General features: G+C 67.1%; 15 protein-coding genes and 1 pseudogene. 6 read left to right on the forward strand and 10 right to left on the reverse strand.

All coding sequences use genetic code 11. The annotated features are described in order from the left end of the window. Window positions 1-5 precede the first annotated feature (5 nt). Genes K4G22_RS02385 through K4G22_RS02395 form a run of 3 tightly spaced genes read right to left on the reverse strand, consistent with a single transcriptional unit; the run spans window position 6 to window position 3423 of the window. On the reverse strand, window positions 6-1115 hold the full coding sequence (locus K4G22_RS02385; protein ID WP_228077969.1) for a radical SAM protein: 1110 nt from the start codon (window positions 1113-1115) through the stop codon (window positions 6-8). Window positions 1116-1126: 11 nt separating this feature from the next. Beyond that, window positions 1127-2116 carry a D-2-hydroxyacid dehydrogenase gene (locus tag K4G22_RS02390; protein ID WP_228077970.1) on the reverse strand — a complete coding sequence of 330 codons (990 nt, stop codon included), beginning with the start codon at window positions 2114-2116 and terminating at the stop codon, window positions 1127-1129. Then, window positions 2113-3423 (reverse strand): glycosyltransferase family 4 protein, encoded by a 1311-nt coding sequence (locus K4G22_RS02395; protein ID WP_228077972.1) that lies wholly within the window; start codon window positions 3421-3423, stop codon window positions 2113-2115. The genes K4G22_RS02390 and K4G22_RS02395 overlap by 4 nt, the downstream gene beginning before the upstream one ends. A 227-nt stretch (window positions 3424-3650) precedes the next feature. On the opposite strand from K4G22_RS02395, the gene K4G22_RS02400 reads away from it, so the two are divergent. Next, the gene (locus K4G22_RS02400; RefSeq protein ID WP_228077974.1) at window positions 3651-5096 is read left to right on the forward strand and encodes an NsdA family TPR-like regulatory protein; all 1446 of its coding nucleotides are present in this window, start codon (window positions 3651-3653) and stop codon (window positions 5094-5096) included. Window positions 5097-5106: 10 nt separating this feature from the next. Then, the gene (locus tag K4G22_RS02405; protein ID WP_228077975.1) at window positions 5107-6060 is read left to right on the forward strand and encodes an FAD-dependent oxidoreductase; all 954 of its coding nucleotides are present in this window, start codon (window positions 5107-5109) and stop codon (window positions 6058-6060) included. Between the two features lie 49 nt (window positions 6061-6109). Here the strand turns inward: K4G22_RS02405 and K4G22_RS02410 are convergent, their stop codons facing one another. Together K4G22_RS02410 and K4G22_RS02415 are read right to left on the reverse strand one after the other, a co-directional pair. After that, on the reverse strand, window positions 6110-6346 hold the full coding sequence (locus K4G22_RS02410; protein ID WP_228077977.1) for a DUF397 domain-containing protein: 237 nt from the start codon (window positions 6344-6346) through the stop codon (window positions 6110-6112). After that, on the reverse strand, window positions 6343-7218 hold the full coding sequence (locus K4G22_RS02415; RefSeq protein ID WP_228077979.1) for a helix-turn-helix domain-containing protein: 876 nt from the start codon (window positions 7216-7218) through the stop codon (window positions 6343-6345). The genes K4G22_RS02410 and K4G22_RS02415 overlap by 4 nt, the downstream gene beginning before the upstream one ends. A gap of 256 nt (window positions 7219-7474) precedes the next feature. On the opposite strand from K4G22_RS02415, the gene K4G22_RS02420 reads away from it, so the two are divergent. The 3 genes from K4G22_RS02420 to K4G22_RS02430 all read left to right on the forward strand — a co-directional run bounded on the left by K4G22_RS02420 (window position 7475) and on the right by K4G22_RS02430 (window position 9962). After that, window positions 7475-7894: an ATP-binding protein gene (locus K4G22_RS02420; protein ID WP_228077981.1), complete on the forward strand. Its 420-nt coding sequence runs from the start codon at window positions 7475-7477 to the stop codon at window positions 7892-7894. A 231-nt stretch (window positions 7895-8125) separates the two neighbouring features. Further along, window positions 8126-8671, forward strand: a complete 546-nt coding sequence (locus tag K4G22_RS02425) for a hypothetical protein (RefSeq protein ID WP_228077982.1) — start codon at window positions 8126-8128, stop codon at window positions 8669-8671. 406 nt (window positions 8672-9077) lie between these two features. Beyond that, a complete protein-coding gene (locus K4G22_RS02430) occupies window positions 9078-9962 on the forward strand; it encodes an IS982 family transposase (protein ID WP_228077983.1) in 885 nt (294 codons plus the stop codon). A gap of 509 nt (window positions 9963-10471) precedes the next feature. On the opposite strand, the gene K4G22_RS02435 is transcribed toward K4G22_RS02430, so the two are convergent. After that, window positions 10472-11797: an IS4 family transposase gene (locus tag K4G22_RS02435; protein WP_228077984.1), complete on the reverse strand. Its 1326-nt coding sequence runs from the start codon at window positions 11795-11797 to the stop codon at window positions 10472-10474. Between the two features lie 319 nt (window positions 11798-12116). Between K4G22_RS02435 and K4G22_RS02440 the strand changes: the two are divergent. Continuing rightward, a pseudogene (locus tag K4G22_RS02440) lies at window positions 12117-12322 on the forward strand (IS701 family transposase); the annotation flags it as partial. A 47-nt stretch (window positions 12323-12369) separates the two neighbouring features. On the opposite strand, the gene K4G22_RS02445 reads toward K4G22_RS02440, so the two are convergent. From K4G22_RS02445 to K4G22_RS02460, 4 genes are read right to left on the reverse strand one after another with little or no spacing between them, the layout of a single operon-like run. Continuing rightward, window positions 12370-13626 (reverse strand): Wadjet anti-phage system protein JetD domain-containing protein, encoded by a 1257-nt coding sequence (locus K4G22_RS02445; protein ID WP_228077986.1) that lies wholly within the window; start codon window positions 13624-13626, stop codon window positions 12370-12372. Then, window positions 13613-17863 carry a TIGR02680 family protein gene (locus tag K4G22_RS02450; protein WP_228083925.1) on the reverse strand — a complete coding sequence of 1417 codons (4251 nt, stop codon included), beginning with the start codon at window positions 17861-17863 and terminating at the stop codon, window positions 13613-13615. The genes K4G22_RS02445 and K4G22_RS02450 overlap by 14 nt, the downstream gene beginning before the upstream one ends. Next, window positions 17847-19097 carry a TIGR02678 family protein gene (locus K4G22_RS02455; RefSeq protein ID WP_228077988.1) on the reverse strand — a complete coding sequence of 417 codons (1251 nt, stop codon included), beginning with the start codon at window positions 19095-19097 and terminating at the stop codon, window positions 17847-17849. Before K4G22_RS02455 ends, K4G22_RS02450 begins: the two co-directional genes overlap by 17 nt. Then, a complete protein-coding gene (locus tag K4G22_RS02460; protein WP_228077990.1) occupies window positions 19094-20665 on the reverse strand; it encodes a TIGR02677 family protein in 1572 nt (523 codons plus the stop codon). Before K4G22_RS02460 ends, K4G22_RS02455 begins: the two co-directional genes overlap by 4 nt. Between the last annotated feature and the right edge of the window lie 607 nt (window positions 20666-21272).

Genomic DNA, 21272 nt, shown 5'->3' on the forward strand with positions numbered 1-21272 from the left:
GACCATCACCGCTCCCCCGTGGAGGCGCGGGCGCAGGAGGGTCCGGCCGCGTCTGTGGGGACGACGGGGAGCAGCGGCAGGACGGCGGTGCCCTCGGGGCGTTCCATACGGTCCCAGCGCAGGTCGTAGTCGACGTAGTGGAAACCCTGCCAGGCGTCGTTGGTGTCCCGGTCGAGCATGGCCTGGAAGAGGTGGGCGAAGGCGTCGCCGAGGGTGCCCTCGGCGAGGTGGGGCTTCAGGGGAATGTCGCGGTTGTGCAGGATGCAGGGCCGTGCCACTCCCGTGGGGGTGATCTTGATGCGGTTGGCGTCGGAGCAGGTGGCGCAGCTGGAGTTGGAGATGAAGCCGATCGATCCGGCCCAGCCGGCGGGCCGGAGGTACTGTCCGGGGCTGCGAACACCCAGCTGATCCCTGGGGACTTCGCCGGCGTCGGCAAGCCACGCGTGGAGCCGGTCGCGGACCTCCGCCTCGTTGATGAACTCGGTGTCGAACAGCGCCTGCGCGGGGCCGATGTTCTGGAGTTCGATCAGGCGGACGGCGATGGGCAGCTCCCGGGCGAGCTGGGCCACGGCGAAGGCGTCGTCCAGGTAGGTGCGTTGGAGGACGCAGTTGATTTTCACGCGCAGGCCGAGGGCGAGGGCGGTGTCGAGGGTGCGCCGGGTGGTGCGCGGGTCGCCACCGCCCATGATCGCGGCCGACCTCGTCGGGTCGAGGCTGTGGAGGCTGAGGTTGAGGTATGTCAGGCCGGCGCTGTGAAGCTGTTCGACGCTGAGCCCCCGGCGCAGGTTGCCGTGGCTGGTGATGCCGATGGCGGCATCGGGCCCGAGCCCTTCGGCCAGGCCGGCGATGACGTCGAGGATGTCAGCCCTGAGCGTCGGCTCACCGCCGGAGCAGTGCGCCTTCCTGATCCGCCAGCCGCCGGCCTCGGCGGCGATGGCCGCGTAGTCGGAGGCGGTCAGGGGCCGGTCCTTGTGTCCGTAGTCCGGCATACAACGGGGCTTGCAGAAGACGCAGTCCAGATTGCACAGGGAGTTCAGGGTGAGCGCCAGATAGGGGTGATTGCGGCCGGTCGCGGCGAACGCGGCGACCAGATCGCGCTGGTGTACGTCGAGCATCGGTCGGCCTCCTACGAGGGAGAGTTGGCAGTCGGCGCTTCGGCCAGGCCGTTGAACGCCTGGCCGGCGAGAAAGCGGTGCAGGTTGTCGGCGAAGAACGCGACGGCCGCGTCCATGTACGTGCGGCTGAACACGGAACTCTTCGGCGTGAGCACGACCCGAGGGTGGTGCCGCAGGGGATGACCAGGCGGCAGCGGCCTGGGCTGGTAGACGTCCAGTCCCGCGCCGCGAAGGTGGCCGGCGTCGAGGGCGGTAAGGAGGGCCTGCTGGTCGACGGTCGTCGCACGGCCGAGGTTGAGGAAGAGGGACTGCGGCTTGAAAGCCGAGAAGAGGTCGTGGTCGAAGAAGCGGTCCGTTGCCGGGTTGGCCGGCAGCAGATCGACCACCACGTCGGCGACGGCCACCGCCTGACGCACGGCCGAGGTGTGCATCCATCTGATTCCGCTGCTGTAGGCCGCCGTTGGCGTCCGCCGTACCCCGATGACGTTCATACCGAAGGCGTGCGCGGCGCGGGCGAGGTGTTCCCCGATGCTGCCGCAGCCGACGATGGTCATCGTCGCCCCCGCCAGGTCGAAGAACTCCTCGGCCAGGTCGTCCTTCCAGCAGATGCGGCTCCGCTGCGCGCGTTGGCTGATGAACAGCCCACGGGAGAAGCCCAGGATCAGTCCCATGGCGTGCTCGGCCATGGGGCGGCCGTGAAAGCCGTACGAGCGGGTCAGAGCCACGCCGGCCGAGTTCGCTTCGGCGACGGGGAGGTGGTCGGTGCCGGCGGCCGGGGAAGCGATCCACCGCAGACGCGGCGCGCCGGCCAGCCACGATGGTTCGAAACGCCACCCGAAGAAGACGTCGACGTCGACCAGTCCGCGCGGCAGGACCTCTTCGCTCACCGCGCGGAACTCGACGTGGGGGAAGGCAGCACACAGCGAATGCAGGGGGCTGTCGGCGAACTGCCAAAAGGAGTATGGGGATTCCAGGCTGATCAACACCACCGGTCGGTTCATCGTTCAGCGCCCTCCGTGGTTGGCGACGGCGCCATGGCCCAGGGCGCGACGTGGCCGAGCGCGTAACGGACGTTGGCCTGGTAGTCGTGGCGCGAGCGCACCAGAGACATCCCGTTCCGCCGGAGCCGCTCGCGCTCCTCGGTTCGGATGGTCAGGGCACGATGAACCGCAGAGGCAAGGGACTTGGGGTCCCCTGGCTCGGCGGTGAGGCCGGTTTCCCCCTCGACAACGGTCTGAGTAAGACCGCCGGCCCTGGTCGCGACCACCGGCCCCGCGCCGGCCGCGAACGCCTCAAGTGGTATCCGCCCGAAGGGTTCTTCACGCGAGGGAACGATTACGGCACACAGGGCCGAGCTGTGCAGCCAGGCGCGCACTGCGGGGGTGAAACGAGTGATCAAGGTCGCGTCCAGGTCGTAGGCGTGGACAAGTGCCGCCAGGTCCTTCTGGTACGGGGTCGCGTGATCGTGCCTGTCCGAAGTCACCGCGGCCAGAAGCAGGGGCGGAAGGCGGACGCCACGCTCCTTCAAGAGACGCAGCGCTTCCAAGAGGTCCTCGAAACCCTTCGCTGGCACGGCGCGGCCCATCGCAAGAAGGAAACCGGCACGGGCCCTGTGGGGCAGGGCTGGAACGTGCGCCGGCCTGGCCATTTCCCCCGGGATCAGCCCGTTCGGGATGCTCACGATGTTCGCCGCGGGAACGACGCAGTCAGCGATGAGGTGGGTGAGCATATGGGACGAGATGGCGCCGATCCGCGCGCCTCGGAGGGGCGCCGTCCGCAGGGCCTCCCGTTCCCAACGAACTCGCGACAGGTCTCTCGGCCGCGTCAGCGCGCTGGAGGAGCGGGGTATGAGGAGCAGATCCGTGGTCGGTGCCGCCCGGGAGGCGAGCCCGAGGAGAGGGGCGTCGAGACCGATGACGAGGCATCGGCTCGCATCGGCGGCGATGCGAGCCGTGGCCTCACCCGCGAGGTCGCATAGTGCTGCCCAGCTGCGGAGTGAGTCCGGCGGTGCGTGGATCTTGGGGATGGTGACGACCTCGGCTGCGGCCTGCCGAAGCATCTGCCGGACCTCGCCGGCCCACCCCCCATCGAATGCGCCCGCCCCCTCCGGGACGTTTGGTGTGATCACTGAGAGGCGACCTGCCGGCAGCAGGCGGACCAATGCCGTGAGGAGGGCTCGGTTGCTGAAGCCGGTGCCCGACGCCGCGCCGAAAAGTCCCTCGTGGAGGGCTACGACGACACGCGGCTGGCCAGTGGCCTTCGACCTGTCCTGAGGCGGGGGTGATGGACTCGTGTGGTCGATACGCACCGTGCGGGGCCTCCTCGGGGGAACGACCTTCTGCGGAGGTGTACGACAGCTGCCGGCACCTCCGGCCGGACCTCCAGAACACCGGAGAAGGCCGGTCGCGCAAGACCCGATCAACGGGTCAACTCGGTCAACTTCCCTGAGGCGGCGCTGATTTGTTGGCCGGGGGCGGTCACCATGGAATGCGGGCGAAGGGCTGGACGAACCACTGAGGCGAGAGGTGGTCGCACATGGCGCCGCGGGCGGGGACACCCAACATCGTGCTGACCGGGTGCCTCGACGAACTCGGGTGGAGCCCCAAGGCCCTCGCCCGCAAGCTCAACAGGGTGTTCGGAGCCGGAACCGTCGCCGAGTCGGCGCCCTACCACTGGCGGGACGCCGGCTCCCTGCCACGTTCACCCTTGCCGATGATGGCTGCCTATGTACTCTCCCAGGAGTTGGGTAGGCCCCTCACAGCGGCTGAGCTGTGGCAGGGCCGGGTGGGCAACTCCTCGGCCTTCGTCCCTGCGGACACGGACCTCGCACGCCCCTGGACCTTGCAGGGGATGGAAGCGATCGTGGAGGACTGGGTGATGGGAGGGATCGTCGACCGACGCCGATACCTCGCGATCTCGGGTGTCGGACTCCTCGCGATCGTCGCCCAGTACCTCGACGGCACCGCCGGACGGGGCCAGCACGCCGCCCGGCTGACGCCCCCGCTGGGCGCCGACCCGCTCGTGGACCACGTAGAGCAGCACCTGCCCATGCTCCAGCTGCTCGACGACGAGCACGGAGGAGCACGTCATCTCCCGTATGTGGGCGCCCAGTTCCGCGCGGTCGGGTTACTCATCCGCGAAGGCGGCCACTCCCCCGCTGCCACGAGCCGACTGATCCGCGCGCTCGCGGAGATCGGCCAACTGGCCGGCTGGATGGCCTTCGACGCGGCCGACCACGGCCTGGCCCAGCGCTATTTCGCGACCGCGTTGCGCGCCGCGCACCAGGTCAACGATCTACCGCTGTCCGCCCACATCCTCGGTGACCTCTCCTTCCAGGCGGCAAGCCGAGGGCACCCCGCTGATGCCGTCGCCCTCGGCGAGGCCGCACGCCGAGCCAGCGACGCCGCCCCGCCCGCCGTCCGGGCATCCGTTCTGTCCCGGCTCGCCTACGCCTACGCCACCGCCGGCCGCGACAACGACTTCGCCCACACCCGCGGCCTCGCCCGTGAGTTGGTCACAGACCGGGCTAGCGGCCAGGAGGAGCCCCGCTGGATGTACTTCCTCACCGACAACCACCTGGACTGCCAGGCCGGATACGGCCTCATCCAGATGGGCACCGCACAACGGGCGGCAGGCCAGAGCAAGAAGAGCCGTCGCTTCCTCGCCCAGGGCACCGAACTGCTCAGATCCGGAGCCTACGGCACTCCGCGCGGCGACCCCAGCCAACGCCGAGCGATGTTCGAGGGGGCCTGGCTGGCCCTTGGACACAGTGCCCACGGAGACCTGGAAGCGGCCTGCGACGTAGGCCGGATCGCGGCCAACCGCCTCGATGTCGTGCGCTCGCCCCGCAGCGCGGCCCTGCTCCACCAACTCGCCGGGGACCTGCGGCGCCGGCAGCGCAATCCGCACGTGCGCAGCTTCCTGCCAACCCTGGAGAACGCCCTCGCCCAGCACGCCCCATCGACGTCACCCGGCCGTTAGGGTCAGGATCATGACCACAGGGGAACGCATTGTCGTCATCGGGGCCGGGGTGGCAGGGCTGACCACCGCCGTCGTCCTCGCCGAGACCGGAACTCGGGTGCACGTGATCGCCGACGAGGTACCCGGCCGCACCTCCCTGGCGGCCGGCGCGATATGGGGCCCCTACCTGGTCGAACCGAAGGACAAGGTCGACCAGTGGGGACAGCGCTCCTTGGAGTCCTTTCGGGAGCTGGCCGAGAACCCCGCCACCGGCGTCCGGCTCACCAGCGGCATCGAGGCATCCCGGACGGCCGAGACCGCGCCGAAGTGGGCCACCACCCTGCCGAACTTCCGCTCCTGCGAACGCGCCGAACTCCCTACCGGGTTCGCCTCCGGCTACCGGTTCACCGTGCCGCTGATCGACATGACCGTCTACCTCGACTACCTCCTGCGTCGACTCCAGACCGCCGGCGGAACCGTCGAGCGACGTCGCGTGGCCTCGTTCCCGGACGCCGGTCCGGCCCCGGTGATCGTCAACTGCGCGGGACTCGGTGCGGCCGAGCTGGCCGCCGATCCCGAACTCCGCCCCATCCGCGGCCAACACGTCGTCGTCACCAACCCCGGACTGACCGAGTTCTTCTCCGAGGACACCGGCCCATCACCTGACCTGCTCTGCTGGTACCCGCACGGCGACACCGTGGTCCTTGGCGGCACAGCTGTCGACGGCCAAGACGACCTCGCCCCCGACGACCAGGCGGCGGCCGGCATCCTCACCCGCTGCGCCGAGGTCGAACCCCGCCTCGCCCAAGCCCACGTCCTGGAGCACCGCATCGGCGCCCGACCGACCCGGCCGACGGTCCGCGTGGAGAAGGAACTGCTGTCCGACGACACCGCCGTCATACACAACTACGGGCACGGCGGCGCCGGCGTCACCCTCTCGTGGGGATGCGCCGACGAGGTTCAACGTCTCGCCGAGCGCGAGTGAGGCCGCCCTCCCTCGTCTCGCGGAGAGAAGGCGGCCTCATCAGCTGGGATCAGACGTCGAAGCGGCCCGCCCGCACATCGGCGATGAACGCGGCGAAGGGGTCGGGGTCGAGGAGCAGCACGGGGCCACCGGGGACCTTGGAATCGCGGAGAGCGACAGACCCACGGGGCGTGGCGGTCAGGTCAGCCGCCTCGACGCAGTTGCCCCCGCCGTTGCTGTACGAGGACGTGAACCACTCGGCATCCGCCAGAACGGAAGCCAGAACCTCGGCAGGGTGGTTGTTCATTCGGTGATCTCTCTCGATAGTTGCTGCAAAATCCTTGGGGTGTCTCCGGGAGGCTGAGCCCCGGCCACCATCGCGTCGAACATTCGGGAGAAGCGCCCAACATCGCGGGACTTGTCCGATACCGCAACGGTGAACCACGCGGTGTCCGTCTGGACCGCCGTGGGCAGACCCTCACCGAGAATCATGATGTTGACGTCATGGTAAGCGACATAGCCGCTCCCCGCCTGCGGCAGGATCTGCAAGGTCACATTGTCCAGGGCGGCGAGCCTGGCGAGTTCGGCGTACTGCTCGCGCATCACCTCCGCACCGCCGATCGCATAGCGCAGGGCGGGCTCGTACAGGACGCCCCAGATCTTCGTGGGCTCGTCGTCACGGGTGATGGCTTCCCTCCGCATCATGCGAAGTTGCACGCTCTTCTGCCCGAACTCCGTGGTCGTCTCGTCGATGGGCTTGGTCAGCTCGTGCAGAGCGCGCGCGTAGTCCACCGTTTGAAGAAGACCAGGAATCACGGTCGGGTGGAAGATGCGGATCTCCCGCGCCGCCGACTCGACGCCGAGGAAGCGCTGCATCCCAGACAGGAGGTTGACGGTCCCCACCCCCGTCCACCACTCCCGACTGGACGCGTCGCGCTGCATCGCGATCAGTCGCTCGATCTCCTCGTCGTCGATGATCCCGTAGCGCTCCAGCAGCAACCGCAGATGACCTGCCTGCCGGAAGGACTTCCAGCCGGTCTCGACTCGTTGGAGCGTGCTTTCGTCGAACGGCAGGCCTTTCACCGCCTGTTCGATGGTCAGGTCGGCTGCTTTGCGGTGCTGACGCAGCTCGTGCCCAAGCCCGATACGCCGTGCCGTCGGTTGCGGTTTCGCGGCCATGTGCCCTCCGTTCTGGCGCATGTGCGCGCCGTCATCGCCTTCTGATCAGCCCTGACTGCCTCGTGCATGGAGCAGAAGCCCACGCGATTGCTTGGGCATATACCAATCCTGATGCCGAGGCTGAATCTGTAGCAGATTCTATTGCGCATGAACTCCGCGTCGAGGGACCTTGGTTGAGCCTCGGGAAGGCCGGGCCGCCAGCACAGGCGGCCAGGGACTCCCCCAACTCCCCCTGCCCACGACCGGAGGCACCGGCATGTCCACAACCACCCTGGCCAGCCCTTTCGAACACCCCACCGTCTCCCACACCCTCCCCCGCGCCGAGCAGAGCGCCGCCACCGCTCGCCGGCTGACCCGTGCCGCGCTCGCACAGTGGGGCTTGGGGGAACTCGCGGACGACGTGGCGTTGGTCGTCTCCGAACTCGTCACCAACGCCGTCCAACACACCACATGTGCCTCGATCAGGGTCCGGCTCACACGACTGGACCAGCGCCGCGTGCAAGTCGCGGTGGTGGACAAATCCCATACTCCGCCGATGCGTCGGACTCCGACCGACTCCGAGGACAGCGGGCGGGGACTGACCCTCGTGGAGGCAGTGACCACCCGCTGGGGAACGGATCCGCTGCCGTGGGGCAAGCGCGTCTGGGCCGACCTGGAGCTGACATCCGGCACGTGAGCACCGTCGCGGCGCGCAGCCGGAAACCCCTCGAACGCCGCGCAGTTGATCGAGGCCGCCCTCTCAACCTGTCTCCAGCAACGCGGCTGTCCGCACCACCAGTTCGTGAACTCACCAGGAAAGAACCCGCTGATGTCTACTCGCTCAACTGCTCCCGCACTTCCGCTGGTGTGGGGCAGGAACAACGTGCCCGTCCCGTATGCCGCGGCCTGGAGCGCGGAAAAGCCCGCTGTGGCGAAGGCACTGACGACTCACCCCAGCGGCACCGGAATCGCCTATCGGGACGAGGTACCCGCCGACCGCGACCGGCACGGCGTTCTGTGGGCCCGGCTGACCGAGGCACCCGGCGAAGGACGCCCGAACTTCCGTGCGCTGCACACCTCCCGACAGCGCCGCTCCATGCTTGAGCAGCTGTGCCAGGTATGCGGCGGCCCGGCCAGCCGCTCCTCCCGAGGCGTGCTGTTCCTACTCCAACGCCCGGAACCCGGCGAGGAACCAACCGGCTGGCCCGAGGAGACCCTCTCCACCAAGCCACCAATCTGCGAACCCTGCGCGACCCTGGCCACGCACCACTGCCCGCACCTCACCGACCCCGTGCTCGTCCGCTCCCGCAAACCCCGCATCTGGGGCGTCTTCGGCGGATTCCTCACCCCGACCGCGAACGGCTTGACCCCGTTGCCGTCCCACGACACCCTCCCCTACGGCGACCCGACAGCCCCGTGGTTTCTCGCCTCCCAACTCGTGGTCGAACTCACTCGATGCCAGGTGGTTGGATGATCACCTTCGGTCTGAGTCCTGTCGGTAAGCCATCTCCAGTCAAGCCGGCGACCGACATCCGCACTCGAGGGCGCGAAGTTAGCCGAAAGCCCCGACAGCACATATCAAGAGACCGACCCCGTCCGCACTGGGAATTCGCCAGGGACTGGCATTTGACTGGGGTTCTGGGCCAAGTACTGAGCGACGAAGCACTCGATGTTCGAGGACTCGGCCTGAAGCCCCTGAGGTACTTGTCGCGGCTCGCGGGATGCCCCGCCGACGCCGTTGCCCGGTGGCGGAGCCATCGTTGTGGCTGCCGGCCCACAACTCCTCCCAAGCGGATCACTCGCCCGTCGCCACGCTAGATGAATGAGTCCGATGTCTGGCCTGGCCGCGACCATGGCGAAGGGCGTCCGTTGGTGTGCGTGTGAAGACTCACCTGGACGCCCTTCTGGCGGCACTGTACGTGTTCATCGACGACCATGTGGCCCCTTGTCGCCGGATCGGGCGACCCCCGAAACTAACGGACGCCGAACTGCTGTGCCTGGCGGTCGCGCAGGTCTTGCTCGGCTTCCACTCCGCACGGCACTGGATCCGCTTCGCTCACGCACGGCTGCCGCACCTGTTCCGCTACCTGCCCCAGCAATCCGGCTACAACAAGCGCCTCAACGCCGCCGGGCCGCTGATCTCGCAGGTGATCGAGGCACTGGCCCGGCAGGTGCCCACCTGGCACGACAACCTGCGGCTGATCGACTCCACCCCGCTGCCATGCGCCGCCTCCCGGGAGACCGTCAAACGCTCGCGGCTGGCCGGACACGCCGGCTACGGCTACTGCCGCTCCCACTCCCGGTTCTTCTGGGGCTTTCGGCTCTACCTGGTGACCACCGCCGAGGGCATGCCGGTCACCTGGTGCCTGGCCAACCCCAAGCTCGGCGAGCGGGAAGTGATGACCGCGCTGCTGGAACGCGACCACCACCTCCTCCGCACCGGGCAGGTGATCCTGGCCGACAAGGGCTTCGCCGGGCGCGAGTTCGAGGCGTTCGTCACCGAACGCCTCGGTGCCCACCTGGTGCGACCCGACCGCAAAGACGAGCCGGTCCGTCACGGACGGCTGGCCCGGATGCGGCAGTGGATCGAGGCCGTATTCGACACCCTCAAAGGCCAACTCGGCCTGGAGACACACGGCGGCAGAACCCCGGCCGCAGTCTTCGCCCGCACCGGCCAACGCTTACTCGCCCTGGCCGCCACGATCTGGCACAACTGGACCACCGACGCCCCGATCAAACGCTCACTCATCGCCTATGACCACTGAAGACATCGGACTCATTCATCTAGCGGCGTCCCAAGGCTCGTAGCACAATCCCTGGGGGAACTGTTTCACGCTCTCCCGCGCGGCACCCAAACGACGCGAATTACCCTGTGAGGCTCACCACAACTTCGTTGTGATATTTTATCGAGTTCGCCACCAGCGACGACACACACATTATCACACCTACTGCCAGTTGAGGCCCTGACCTGCACCTATGGAGGTGACCAGTCGCCTGCATCCGGCAGAACTGACTTGGTTCTCAAAGTCATAGAATTAAGCAATAAAGCACCACGGTTGGGGCATCTGGTCGGTAACGCTAAAATCAGGCGGCATGGACTACATCGCGATCGCTACTCTTGCGCCCACCATGTTTGTTGCTGTTCTTTCCGCCCTAATGTTGTTGGCAGTTGGCCACCCTGACCCGGACATTCGACACCGTGCCGAGCAGGTGCTCAAGGATAGTGTTCCCGGGCTAGTACCAAGGCCGTGAAGTTTGCGGTTGGGGTGGGTTGTCAAGGGCCTGCGGGCATGAGGATGTTGATGCTGGTGGTGGCTTTGTAGCTGGTTCGGTCGATGCGGGGGCCGCGGGCCTGGTATTTGGAGATGGCGCGTTTGACGATGCGAGGGCTGACGCGTAGTCGCCGCTCGGGCAGCAGGTCGGCCAGGATGTGTCGGCCGATGGTGCCGGCGAGGTCGATGTCCGTGTTGGCGATGACACCCGCGGCCTGGATGACCAGGTCGCGGGCGGTCTGCCAGGCGATGGAGAAGCTGGCGCGGTCGGGATCGGTGTTGCCTTGGGTGCTGGTGGCGTCGGCCATGGCGGTCCGCAGCAGCTGGTAGACGACCAGCAGGGCGTAGATCTCCTGGTCGATGCCTTCGGGGGTGCGGGCGCGCAGGACCCGGCCGCCGAGGATGCTCGACTTCAGTTCCAGGTAGGCCGTCTCGATCTCCCAGCGCTGGTGATACAGCGTGGTCAGTTCGGCTGCCGGGTGGCGGTGGTGGTCGAGCAGGGTCGTGGCCAGCTGGTAGAGGCCGGTGTGTTTCCCGGCGGTGGTGGTGAGGGTGATCTCGCAGTCGATCACGCGGACGCGCAGGCCTCCCAGCGCCGAGAGGTAGGAGCCGTCCCGGTAGCGGGCCAGGACGGGCATGCGGCGGCCGTTCTTGAGCCGGACCAGGACCTCGGCTCCCGTGGCCGCGATGTCGGTCACGAGTTCTTGGGCGCCGAAGTTGCGGTCGGCCAGCAGGATCATCCCTGGCCGCAGGCTGGGCAGCAGGCGCGGGGCGTAGGTGGCCTCGCCCGCGGTGGTGGGGCCGAAGACAGCGTCGATGAGGGTGCGGGTACCGCAGGCGACCAGTGTCAGGAGGCGGACCTGCGGGTATCCGGTCCCGCCGTGGTTGCCGGCCTGCTTGGTGAACCGGGTCATGACAGCGGGGGTGTCGGGAACCGTCAGGATGGTGCCGTCGAGCGCGACCACCAGCAGGCCGTGCCAGCGGCTTCCCGGTCCGTGCCCGGTCGCGGCCGGGCCGCGCAGCAGGTCGAACAGCCACCGCAGCGGTGTGCCGCCGACGCGGCGGCGGGCCTGGGCCAGCGCGCTCGCCGTCGGCGCGGCCACCGGCAGGCCGGCCAGTGCCCCTGTGAGCTTGCGCCATACCCCGGGGTAGCCGGTCTCCGGGAACAGGCACGCGGCCAGGACCAGGTACACCACGACCCGGGCAGGCAGATCCCGCAGCCGCGACTGCACCGTCCTGGTCGCGCTCAGCACCGCATCGACCATCTCGAAGGGCACCAGCTGGGTGAGTTCACCGAGGTGACCGGGCGCGAACCTGCCTCCAGCCACCGTGACAGTATGCGTGATGGCACACTGTTCGGACAGCGGAACCTCCGGTCTTGTGAACGGCTTGTCTTGGTCGACTGCCAGTTCTACCGGGGCTCCGCTCCTCATATCCGACGAAACCGCACCTCAAAGCCCCCTGGACAACCCCACCCGAGCCATAACTTCACGGCCTTGGGGCTAGTACTCCGGCTGTAGAACGTGATCTTGCTGGTCGTGGCCAGTCCGGGGAACGGGCACGACCATCGGTGGTCATCGGTGTGTGAAGACGGAAGATCAGGTGGTGGCCGCAGGTCACAGCATAGATCCTGCCCGCTGGCAGAACATGTTCGTGGCCCTGATGGACCGCATCGCGGGGCGGAACCACGGCGCCGAGCACGGGAGTTGGTGCTGGGGTTGCTATCGGACGTGCCGCGCGAGAACTGCTGGACGCTTGCCGAGTAGGCCGGGCCGGCGACCCCGCACGGCCTGCAGCACCTGCTGTCCAGGGCCCGGTGGGACGCCGATGCGGTCCGCGACGACCTCCGAGGCTAGGTCGCCCGACAGCATCCGTCATTCGGGGGACGCACATCCGACCATCAGGCAGTGAACCGCCGTAGTTCGTCATGCAGACGTGGTAGCACCACTTCGTGCAGACCCTCCTGTTCGCAGCGAAGTCCGTTATTGTCGGCGATTGCCCGTGCCAGCGAACGGAACTCCTGCGGAGCTGTGCGTGACAGGTTCTCGGCTCGTTCGCGGCAGCCCTCGGCCGTCTCGGGGTCCTCCTCCAGCATGTATCCCGCCTTGTACAGTTCGGCGCTCATGCCGACAGGGTGGATCGTACGGCCGCTCTTCGCTCGAAGGTTCACGATGATGTCGATGCCATCTGGGTCGAGGTCTCCCCACGCGGTGAGCGGAATGTCAGGGAGGCGGGTGAGGAAGAGGGCGAGGGCGTCCGAAGCGTATCCCTCCATCCATATGCAGAGCCACTGTTCAGGAACGCTGGTGCGGCTGAGGGCCTGAAAGGTCTCCTGATTCTCGACGAGCAGCACGCCGTTGGCGGGGACGTCGAGAGTTCCCCGTGTGGCGGCGGCCCGGCCGGGAAGGTCCACGAAAGGGCGCGCGGCTGCGGCGTCCGCTACCAGGCTGTCGAGGCGCCAACTGGCTGGACCGAGCATACGGATGCCGGTGTCAGCGGTGTAGACGGCGTCGGTGAAGGGGAGGCCGATCACGTTGCTGAACGCGTTCTTGGCTGGCGAGGTCCACTTCTTGCTGCCGCCCAGGGCACGGACGGCGAGCTCGCGTTCGGCGAACTTCCACTTTCTGGCGCGGCCTCGGAACCACTCGGCGGCGGCGCTGAGGGCAGCACTGTAGGTGGCCCAATTCCGTGTCCGGGTAGCGGAGTCCTCGGGCGAGAGCCAGGACGCGGGGTCGGGGAGCGCGACCAGCAACGCGAGTTCGGACATGAGCTCGGGGACTCCGGTGATCCGGGCAGTCAGAGCCGCGCGGGCGCGGTGGACGTCCCCCTTCTTGACGATTCTGCGATAGCGGGCCTGGCCTCGGTTGGTCAGGAGAGGCCCGTCCACGCCGATCAGCAGCTGGCGCAATGGCAGAGCGTAGGCCCCGTTCAGCAGGGACTCGTTCGCCTTACCGAGGTGGACGAAGGCGCTGCCGACGCACTTGGTACCGAACAGGTCGACGAGGTCGGCTCGTTGCTGGGGTGTCATCGGCAGCTCCATCTTGCGGTCGAGGCCGCCCCCGTTGGCGATGCGCCGTCGGGCCGCCTGGCAGAACGCCGCGCCGCCCGGGGTACACGCCCAGCGCGCCAGCCCCGTAGGCAGCTCAATCCTCCTCATCAACGCCTTCCTCGACTTCCTCGTCTCGGGTGAGCGTGTCGTCACCAAAGCTGGAGTCGCCGTCGTCGGGGAATTCCTCGTCGAGAAGGTCTTCCTCGTCGTCCCAGTCGATACCGGCGTCGAGCGTGGCGTCGTGGCGCAGAGCAGGGTCGGGCAGGACGTGCTTCTCGGCGCCGTCCCACAGGATGGGGGTGGTCAGGACGCCAGGCAGCCCCTTGTGACGGAACAGCTGATAGGTGGCCACCTTGGGGACCTCTTCGTGAAAGCCCCACTCGTCATGGCTGGCGATGACGAAATCCAGGTCCAGCCGAGTGAGCAACGCCATGCAGCGACCACGCATGTCGGCATCGATACCGGCGAACGCCTCGTCGAGGTAGATGGGGCGGGGCGCAATGGCGCCGGCTCCTTCGTAGTGAGCCGCCGCAGCGACGAACAGTGGCAACTGAAGTGCCACGGCTTGCTCGCCGCCGGATCCCCGCTGCTGCTTCCGGTCGGTGAGGTTGGTCCATTTCTCGAGGGGTCCTGCCCTGTGGCGGATACGGATCCGGCTCCAGGCACGGTAGTCCAAGGCCTCGCGCAGGTGGGTTCGCCAGTCACCGCCACTCTCGCTCTGCCGGGCAGTCTCCACCCGCTCGACAAGGAAGCGGATGAGCCGCTCGCGGGCATCATCGGCCAGGTGCTCGGTGGACTGCCCGTCCAGGGATGCCAAGGCGTCCAGGATGCCCTGGTCCTGGCGGGGTTCGGGTTCCCAAACGAGCTTCAGCAGGTGCCCGGAAGACGTGGGTACCTGCTGCAACAGCGTGTTCATCCGAGCGATGAGGCTCTCCGCTTCGGCACGGCGCCGACGCAGGTGGTCTCCGAGACGCCCCAGCAACACCTCGGTGAATAGTTCGTGCTCCTCGTCACCGAGGAAACCCCGGCGCGTGTGGATCTCATTGGCCATGATGTCCTGTGCCTGGGCCACGGTACGGCTCTCGCCGTTGTGCAGGAGGGTGACCAGAAACAGTTGGCCGTCGTACTCGGCGCGCGGTCGCCAGTCCGGCCCGCTGAGCGCGGCCTGCAACAGTCTGGACTGGGAGTCGGCGTCGTTGCGCGCCTGGTTCCGGGCTCTTTCGTCGCACGGTTCGCCATCCAGCTGACTCAGGGCGACCTGGGCCTGTGCCTCCGCTGCGGCGTCGCCCTGTGAGCCGATGGCGTTCACGCTGGCCAGCGCGAGATAGCCGCGCTGTTCCAGTAGTCGGTAGTCTTCCGCTGCCCTCTGGTACCGGATATCGATTCCGCTGCACTCCTTCGTCGCAACGGTCACCGCCTCAGCCAGCGCACCGATCTGCTCCGACATCCCCTTCGCCAGGTTGTGGTTGTTGTCCAGGTCGACTTGTGCCGCGCCGAGGTCGCTGGTCGCCTGTGCCAGGTCGGCCAGCACCTTCTGTACCCCCGCGCCGGCCAGCCGCCTCCGGATGTCGAGCTTCTCCTTCGCCCCCTCAAGGACAGTACGGGCATCCGTCAGGTCGTCGGTGCAGTCTTTGAGCTGCTGGGAGGCCTCGTCAAGGTGTTCCTCGGACTTGCGGGTGGTCACACTGCGACGCAGGTGCTCCTGCGCAGCATGGAAGAGGTCGGTGACGCTGCTCGCGTAACGCCCCAGTGACTCCTGCTCGTGATGAATGGAAAGGGCAACGGGGCGGATCCCGTGGGAGCGGGCGAAGTCCTCCAACGTGCGCTCAGCGGCCTGCCACTTCTCCCGCTGTGCCTGCTGCTCCGCCTGAGCCTTGGCCATTTCCTGGCCGAGCTCCTTCAGCAGCGCACGTACACCGTCGCGTTCCCAGCGGGCCTCGCGTACATCGCGGTCCTTGTGCCGGGTCTCGGCGCGCTCAGCTTCCAGGTCATCCCGGCGGCGGCGGGTGCCCATGATCTCGGCGTCCAGTTCGGCGAGGCGCTCACTCAGCGACTCCAGCTCTAGGTCGAAGACTTCCAGACGGCGTCGGCGCTCCGCCTCCCGCGCCGTGGCACCGATATAGGCCGCGACAGTGCCCATAGTGCGGCCACTTACCGCGCCGATCTGCCAGGAGCCGTCCGAGCCCACCCGTGTGGGATAGGTGTGTGCGGTGTCCTGATCGGCCAGAGCGATCGAAGTGAGAATCTGCTGGGTCACAGTCGCCGGGATTAGCGGGTGATCGACGGGGTGGAGTACATCGGCCAGTGACCGGGTGGGGGCCTCGCACGGCGCAGAGGCGAGCAGGATCGTCTCCAGGCTGTCGGCGGACAGGGTCCGGCCGTCACGGGTGACCCAGGCGTCGAGGACACCAGCACCGAGCAGTGCGGCTTCGAGCCGGGCAGCCTGCGCGTCGGTCACCGTGGGGGCAAACTCGAGGAGTTTCCACAAGGGCGCGCCGTCACCCAATTCGGCGGTGCGCTCCCGGCGTGGTGTGAGAGGAGCGGGCGGTACGGGATCCCGCTGGGCGGCGACGCGGGCGCGCTCGTCGCGGATCTTCCGGAACTGCGCTCCCAGGTCCCTACGCTCAGCCTCCTGCTCGGCGAGCGTGGTGTCCATGGCCTTCTCCACATGCCGCGCCTCAGCCGCGATCAGCTCGGCCAGGGTCGTTCCGGCGTCTTCGCCGAGCGCCGGTACTGCGGCGATCAGGTCAGCCAACTGCTGTTCTGTCAGTGCGAATTGGCGACAGCGTTCGGACCAATCGATGAGGAAAGCACACAGCTCACGAATCCGCCGCGCCAGCACCTCCTCATGTCCTTCGCAGTTCTCCTTAGCCTCATCAACGCGCTTGAGCAGGCGGGCGCAGACATCGGCCGCCGTGCCATGGTCACGCTCGGCCTCCGCCATATCCTCGGCGAGACGGGCAGCACGCGCGAGGACCTGCGTACGTGCCTGAACGTGACCCATGAGGGCGTCGCGGGTCGATGCGGGATTCCGGCGCATCCCTTCGCGGTGGCTGCGGTGCGTGGCATCCAGAGGTGCGCCGTCCACACAACCGTCCGCAGTCTGTTCGGCGGTTGCCAATTGCTTCTGCGCGGCTTCCAATCCGCCTTGTTCAACCGTCAGTTCCCCTGCCGCCTTGTCGCGGACCGCGATGGCCTTCTGATGCCGACCGGTGGCCTTGCTTAGCGACTGCTCGGCAGCAGTCTGCTGCTTCTGGAGTTCCGTGATGAGCCCGTGCTGCTTCATCTCCGGGCTGATCCGCAGCTCATTGACCCGAGTCTGCAGCCTGTCTTTGAGTAGGGCGAGTTCCTGCCCCTTCTCCTCATGTAGATGCGTACGCTCCCGTGCCTCGGCGAGCTCCCTCTCCTTAGTGCGCCGGATGCGGTATGTGGAGTCGCGGTCCTGGCCAACAGCGACGAGCTTGCCCGCCTCGTCACGCACGACGCGTCGAGCCAATCGGCGATAGGCGGACAGGAACGTGTCGACGGAACCCTTGTCGCGGATAAGGGACTGCAATTCTTCGCGCTCACGGGCGAGTTCGTCGAACTTGCCGGCCAGATCCTCCAGTAGCAGGCCGCTGACGGGCGGAAGTCCATACTTGAGGAGTTCGCTCAACTTGGCCACCGTCAGGTCCTCGCTCAGCTTGGGCCTGCGCAGCGTCAGCAGGAGATCGACGAGGGAACCGAGCCGCGCCGCAGAGAACCCGAAGAGCCGCTTGGCGAGTGCTTCGCGATAGTCCTTGGCCGACTCGTGAACATCTCCCTGGTCCAGTACAGCTTCCAGTTCGGCACGGTGCCGCGGCCGGCGGTCCTCTCCGTACAGAGCGAAATCACCCCCCACACGTTTCGACGTGGTGAAAAACCACCGGGCGCGCAGCCCTTTCTTATGGGATTCAAGCGCGTGCATACCGATGCCGACCGTCAAGTATTGGTGGACGCCGGACTCGGTGACGCGCCCGTATTCGGTCCAGACGTAGCTGATCCGCTGCGTATGCCCGCCGTACAGAAGGTTGTCGCGCATGGGACGTGCCGCGTTGCCAAAGGGGTCCAGCCGGCGGGCGTTGAGGATGCCGTCGAGCAGGAGTGGGCTCGTGACCTCCAGAGCCTTGGTTTTCCCACAGCCGTTGTAGCCGCGCAGGATCAGCCTCCCCCCGTAGAAGTGGAACACCTGCTCGTCGTACTCCCAGATGCCGACAAGGCCCATGCGCAGCGGTTGAAACCGTTGCCGGTCCGGTACGGGCAGCTCGTTGTCGAGAAGCCGCTGAAGCGCGGGATCGGTTGCGGACTGGTCAGGTGGTGGTGTCATCACGGTCGTCTTCTTTGGCGGGTGCGGGCGAATCGGGGAGGTCGTGCGTACCGAAGAGCATCAGGTCATCGGCGCCGGAGCGGAGGCCGTGGCCAGCCGGAGCACGGTAGCGGGCCAAGGCAGGGCGGACACGGATGCCGCCGGGTACGTGTTCGGCAAGCCCCAGTTGGAGGAGGATCGGCAAGGCCGCTTCCTGCACGCGGGCCCCGTCGATTGGCTGACCCTTGATGTTGGCGATCAGCTTCAGCAGTTCCGGGGCGATCTCGTCGGAGAGTTCACGTATCCGGGCGCGAGACACGAACGTACGTCGCGGTACGGCGCGTTCGGTTTCGGCACATAGCTTGTCGGCCAGAATCAGTGCCGCGAACGACGCGGCACTGGACTTGGGGAACTCCAGGTCGGTGAGTTCCTCATCGATCACAGCCGCACCCTCGGCACGTACCTCCACGCGAACGTCGAGCCCCAGGCGTACGGCGCTGAGCAACTCGTCGGCATGTTCGTGGAAGTACTCACGCTGATTGCCGGGTAGATCGTCCCAGTAGACGGTCGGCTCGTCCACCAGGCGCCGCATAAGCGCATGCCGGACACTGACTGCCGGAAAACCGGTGTCGTCCGGCGTCATGGCATCGAACAAGGCTTGTGGACCCTCGACCTCGGCAGGAGGAATCGGGGCAGCCAGCAGGAGGGCCGCTGTGCGGTGATCAACGTCGTAGAGCGCGTCGCCGTCACCCGCGACGTACTCCTTCTCGTGTTCGCGAGTGGTGGAGGTCTCGCCGTTGGGAGTGGCCAGAACGCCTTGCCGGTACAGCAGCCGAACCATGGCCACCAGGTCCGTGCGCTCCCGGTGGACGGTGGCTTCGAACCGTCGCAACCTGGCGTGGGCGCTACTCAAGGCTGTGATTCTCTCCGCGAGTTCGCTGAGCACGGTCTGCTGCCCACAGTCCTCCAGAACTGTCAGAAGCAGGCAGTACAAGACACATTGGCGAGCCGTCGGAGCCTCCGTTCCCAGCCGGTCGGACGTCTCCGGCACCTTGAACAGACGTAGGCGGTCCCGCTCCACGTGCAGCCGCCAGCCCAGATGGTGGTCGAACCAAGCCCGCAGGCCGGTCTGATGCCGACGCGCGAGATCCAGAGTCCTGGTATGACGCCCCCGGCGATGCAGAAGAGGCTGTGCCAGCAGTGCCCGGATCACCGCGCCGCGCTCGAAAGCGGCCTCGTGCCCCCGCCCGCTCACGCGGCCCTGCGCGGGGAGAGCCGAATGGTCAGTTGCATGTCGGCGATCTGCATCCGGCCGCCACGCATAGCCACAGTCGCGACCCGAGCGGAACCCGGCTCCAGGGGAGCGAGAGTGATGGCCAGTCGACCGTCGCTGGTCCGGGCTCTGCGTACCTTCTCGCTGTCCTCGGGCACCGAGAGGACACAGTCCAGGCAGCGCAGCAGGACGGCCGCTTCCGCATCGCTCAACTCGCCTAGAGCGGACAACGGTACGGTACCGCGGGCGGCCAGCGACTGTTCGGCCGAAGCCTCTGCATGCTGCTGCTTGCCGAGTTCGGCGGCGAGCATGCTTTTGGCACGGTGCGGGCGGCGGATTCGTGGCGGCGGTCCCGGGCGCGTCCGGGGGCCGGAGGCCCGAAGGGCTGCGGAGACCGGAGCGGGAGCGCTGTCCCACCAACTGGCCTCGGGCAGTACATCCTCGTCGTCATCCGCCGGACGCGCGGTGCCCAGGTGTCGCGTGGCGTACATACCGAAAGCGGCGCGCCACAGCCACGACACTGCCCGTCCGGATTCCTCGCCCTCCCCGTTTATGTCGTCGAACCACGTGGCAAGGGTCACCAGATCGGCGGCCCGATCGGCCCGTCGGAATCGTTGCTCGTTGATCTGCCGGATCGTCAGCATGATGTGGTTGACCGCGTCGGAGGCGCGGTCCTGCAGGGTGTGCGCAACTGGCACCCTCTCGGGGCCCTCGAAGAACCAGCTGCGCACTCCCGCCCACTGTCGCACCAGACGGTCGGCATCGCGCTCGATGATGTCTTCCTTCGCCACACCCATCTGCGGTGCCCACTCGCGGGCTGCGATGTTCCTCAGCCACACGGTGATTCCCGCCGCCTCGGCCCGTTCAATCAGACCGGAGATCAGCGGCCCATTCCGGCTCAGGGCGAGGATGAATGTCTGGAGGTACCCTACGACCACGTCCTTGTAGGCGAGGAACGCTTCCACATCGAGTTGGTCATCCACTGCAAGAGATCGATTGAGCCCCTGTACGAACAGCTTCGCGTTCTCGGTCAACTGCGTGAAGCCACCGGCCAGTCGTTGGAACGCGCGACTGGCCCCGCTCAGGTCCGGAGGCGACTTCTCTCCCGCTTGCACCAACACCGTCAGTGCTTCGAGAACCTCCGGCAACATGGAGGCATGAAGCGCTCCTGACGACCCCAGTTCCTGGTCGATCGAGGTCAGGGTTCGGTGGACCTGCGCGCCTGCGGGAGTCAGCTGATACAGGAAGTCCTTACGGATGAACTCTCGCACCGTGCCGCTGCGCCGCAGGTTGTAGATGCGATTGACATTGCCCCAGGTGTTCAGTCTCTCAAGAAGGTCATCGACCGGCGGCATCTCGGCCACCAGCTCAGAGGTCGACGAAAGACGTTTGGCAATCTGCTGGCCAATCTCAGCCGTGGGCAGATGGATGCCGAGCCGGGACTCCTCCTCAAGGAGTACATCCAGGACCAGCCGGAAGTAGACAGCATGGTCATGGGTCAGGTAGTTGACGAGGAGCATGCGATGGCCGAAGCCGTACAGAGTGGTCATGGGTCCTGGTTGAGGTGCGCAGATGGACACATCACGTTGGGGATTCTGGGAGGCAGCATGATCCGAGCGCGACCGGGGATGAGACTAGGGATCGCGGGCGTGGCCGGGGGTACATGAGCTATGTCCAAGGGAGGCGGTGAACTGGTACTGAGCGCCCGGTGCTCGGAGTCATTCCCCGTCTTTCCACGCAGGGCCCTCGCGGCCGGGCATCGCTGAGCACGAGCGCCATGCCCACGTCATCAAGAAGAGCGATGCGGCAGTGTTCGGCAGTGACACGGCTTCCTCCAGAGATGCTGCGATGCGCAGTGCGACATATCCGTACCGTAGCGGGCCGATGGACGGGGCGTCGGTGGCTTTGCATGATTCTGGTGTGCCAGGCGTGTTCAGTGCGTTGCCATCGGACAAGCCCCAAGATGGCGGAACTGCGTTCGCGGCTATAGAAATGCTGGACCAGCCACCACGAGCGGTCGCAGAGCCCGCGGCCCGTCGGTGGCATGGTTGGGAGAACCTCTGTCAGCTCCTCAGCCATGCTGGCGAACCGCTCCCGGTAACTGCGTCAACCAAGGGAGCGAGCACATCGCTGCAGCACATGCTCGATCTTTGCGTG

This window comes from Streptomyces profundus, assembly GCF_020740535.1.
GTDB lineage: Bacteria > Actinomycetota > Actinomycetes > Streptomycetales > Streptomycetaceae > Streptomyces > Streptomyces profundus.

Coding starts and splice junctions, on each gene's coding strand:
- K4G22_RS02385 (WP_228077969.1), bottom strand. CDS start 1,115: ATGCTCGACGTACACCAGCGCGATCTGGTCGCCGCGTTCGCCGCGACC.
- K4G22_RS02390 (WP_228077970.1), bottom strand. CDS start 2,116: ATGAACCGACCGGTGGTGTTGATCAGCCTGGAATCCCCATACTCCTTT.
- K4G22_RS02400 (WP_228077974.1), top strand. CDS start 3,651: ATGGCGCCGCGGGCGGGGACACCCAACATCGTGCTGACCGGGTGCCTC.
- K4G22_RS02405 (WP_228077975.1), top strand. CDS start 5,107: ATGACCACAGGGGAACGCATTGTCGTCATCGGGGCCGGGGTGGCAGGG.
- K4G22_RS02410 (WP_228077977.1), bottom strand. CDS start 6,346: ATGAACAACCACCCTGCCGAGGTTCTGGCTTCCGTTCTGGCGGATGCC.
- K4G22_RS02415 (WP_228077979.1), bottom strand. CDS start 7,218: ATGGCCGCGAAACCGCAACCGACGGCACGGCGTATCGGGCTTGGGCAC.
- K4G22_RS02420 (WP_228077981.1), top strand. CDS start 7,475: ATGTCCACAACCACCCTGGCCAGCCCTTTCGAACACCCCACCGTCTCC.
- K4G22_RS02445 (WP_228077986.1), bottom strand. CDS start 13,626: ATGAGGAGGATTGAGCTGCCTACGGGGCTGGCGCGCTGGGCGTGTACC.
- K4G22_RS02450 (WP_228083925.1), bottom strand. CDS start 17,863: ATGACACCACCACCTGACCAGTCCGCAACCGATCCCGCGCTTCAGCGG.
- K4G22_RS02460 (WP_228077990.1), bottom strand. CDS start 20,665: ATGACCACTCTGTACGGCTTCGGCCATCGCATGCTCCTCGTCAACTAC.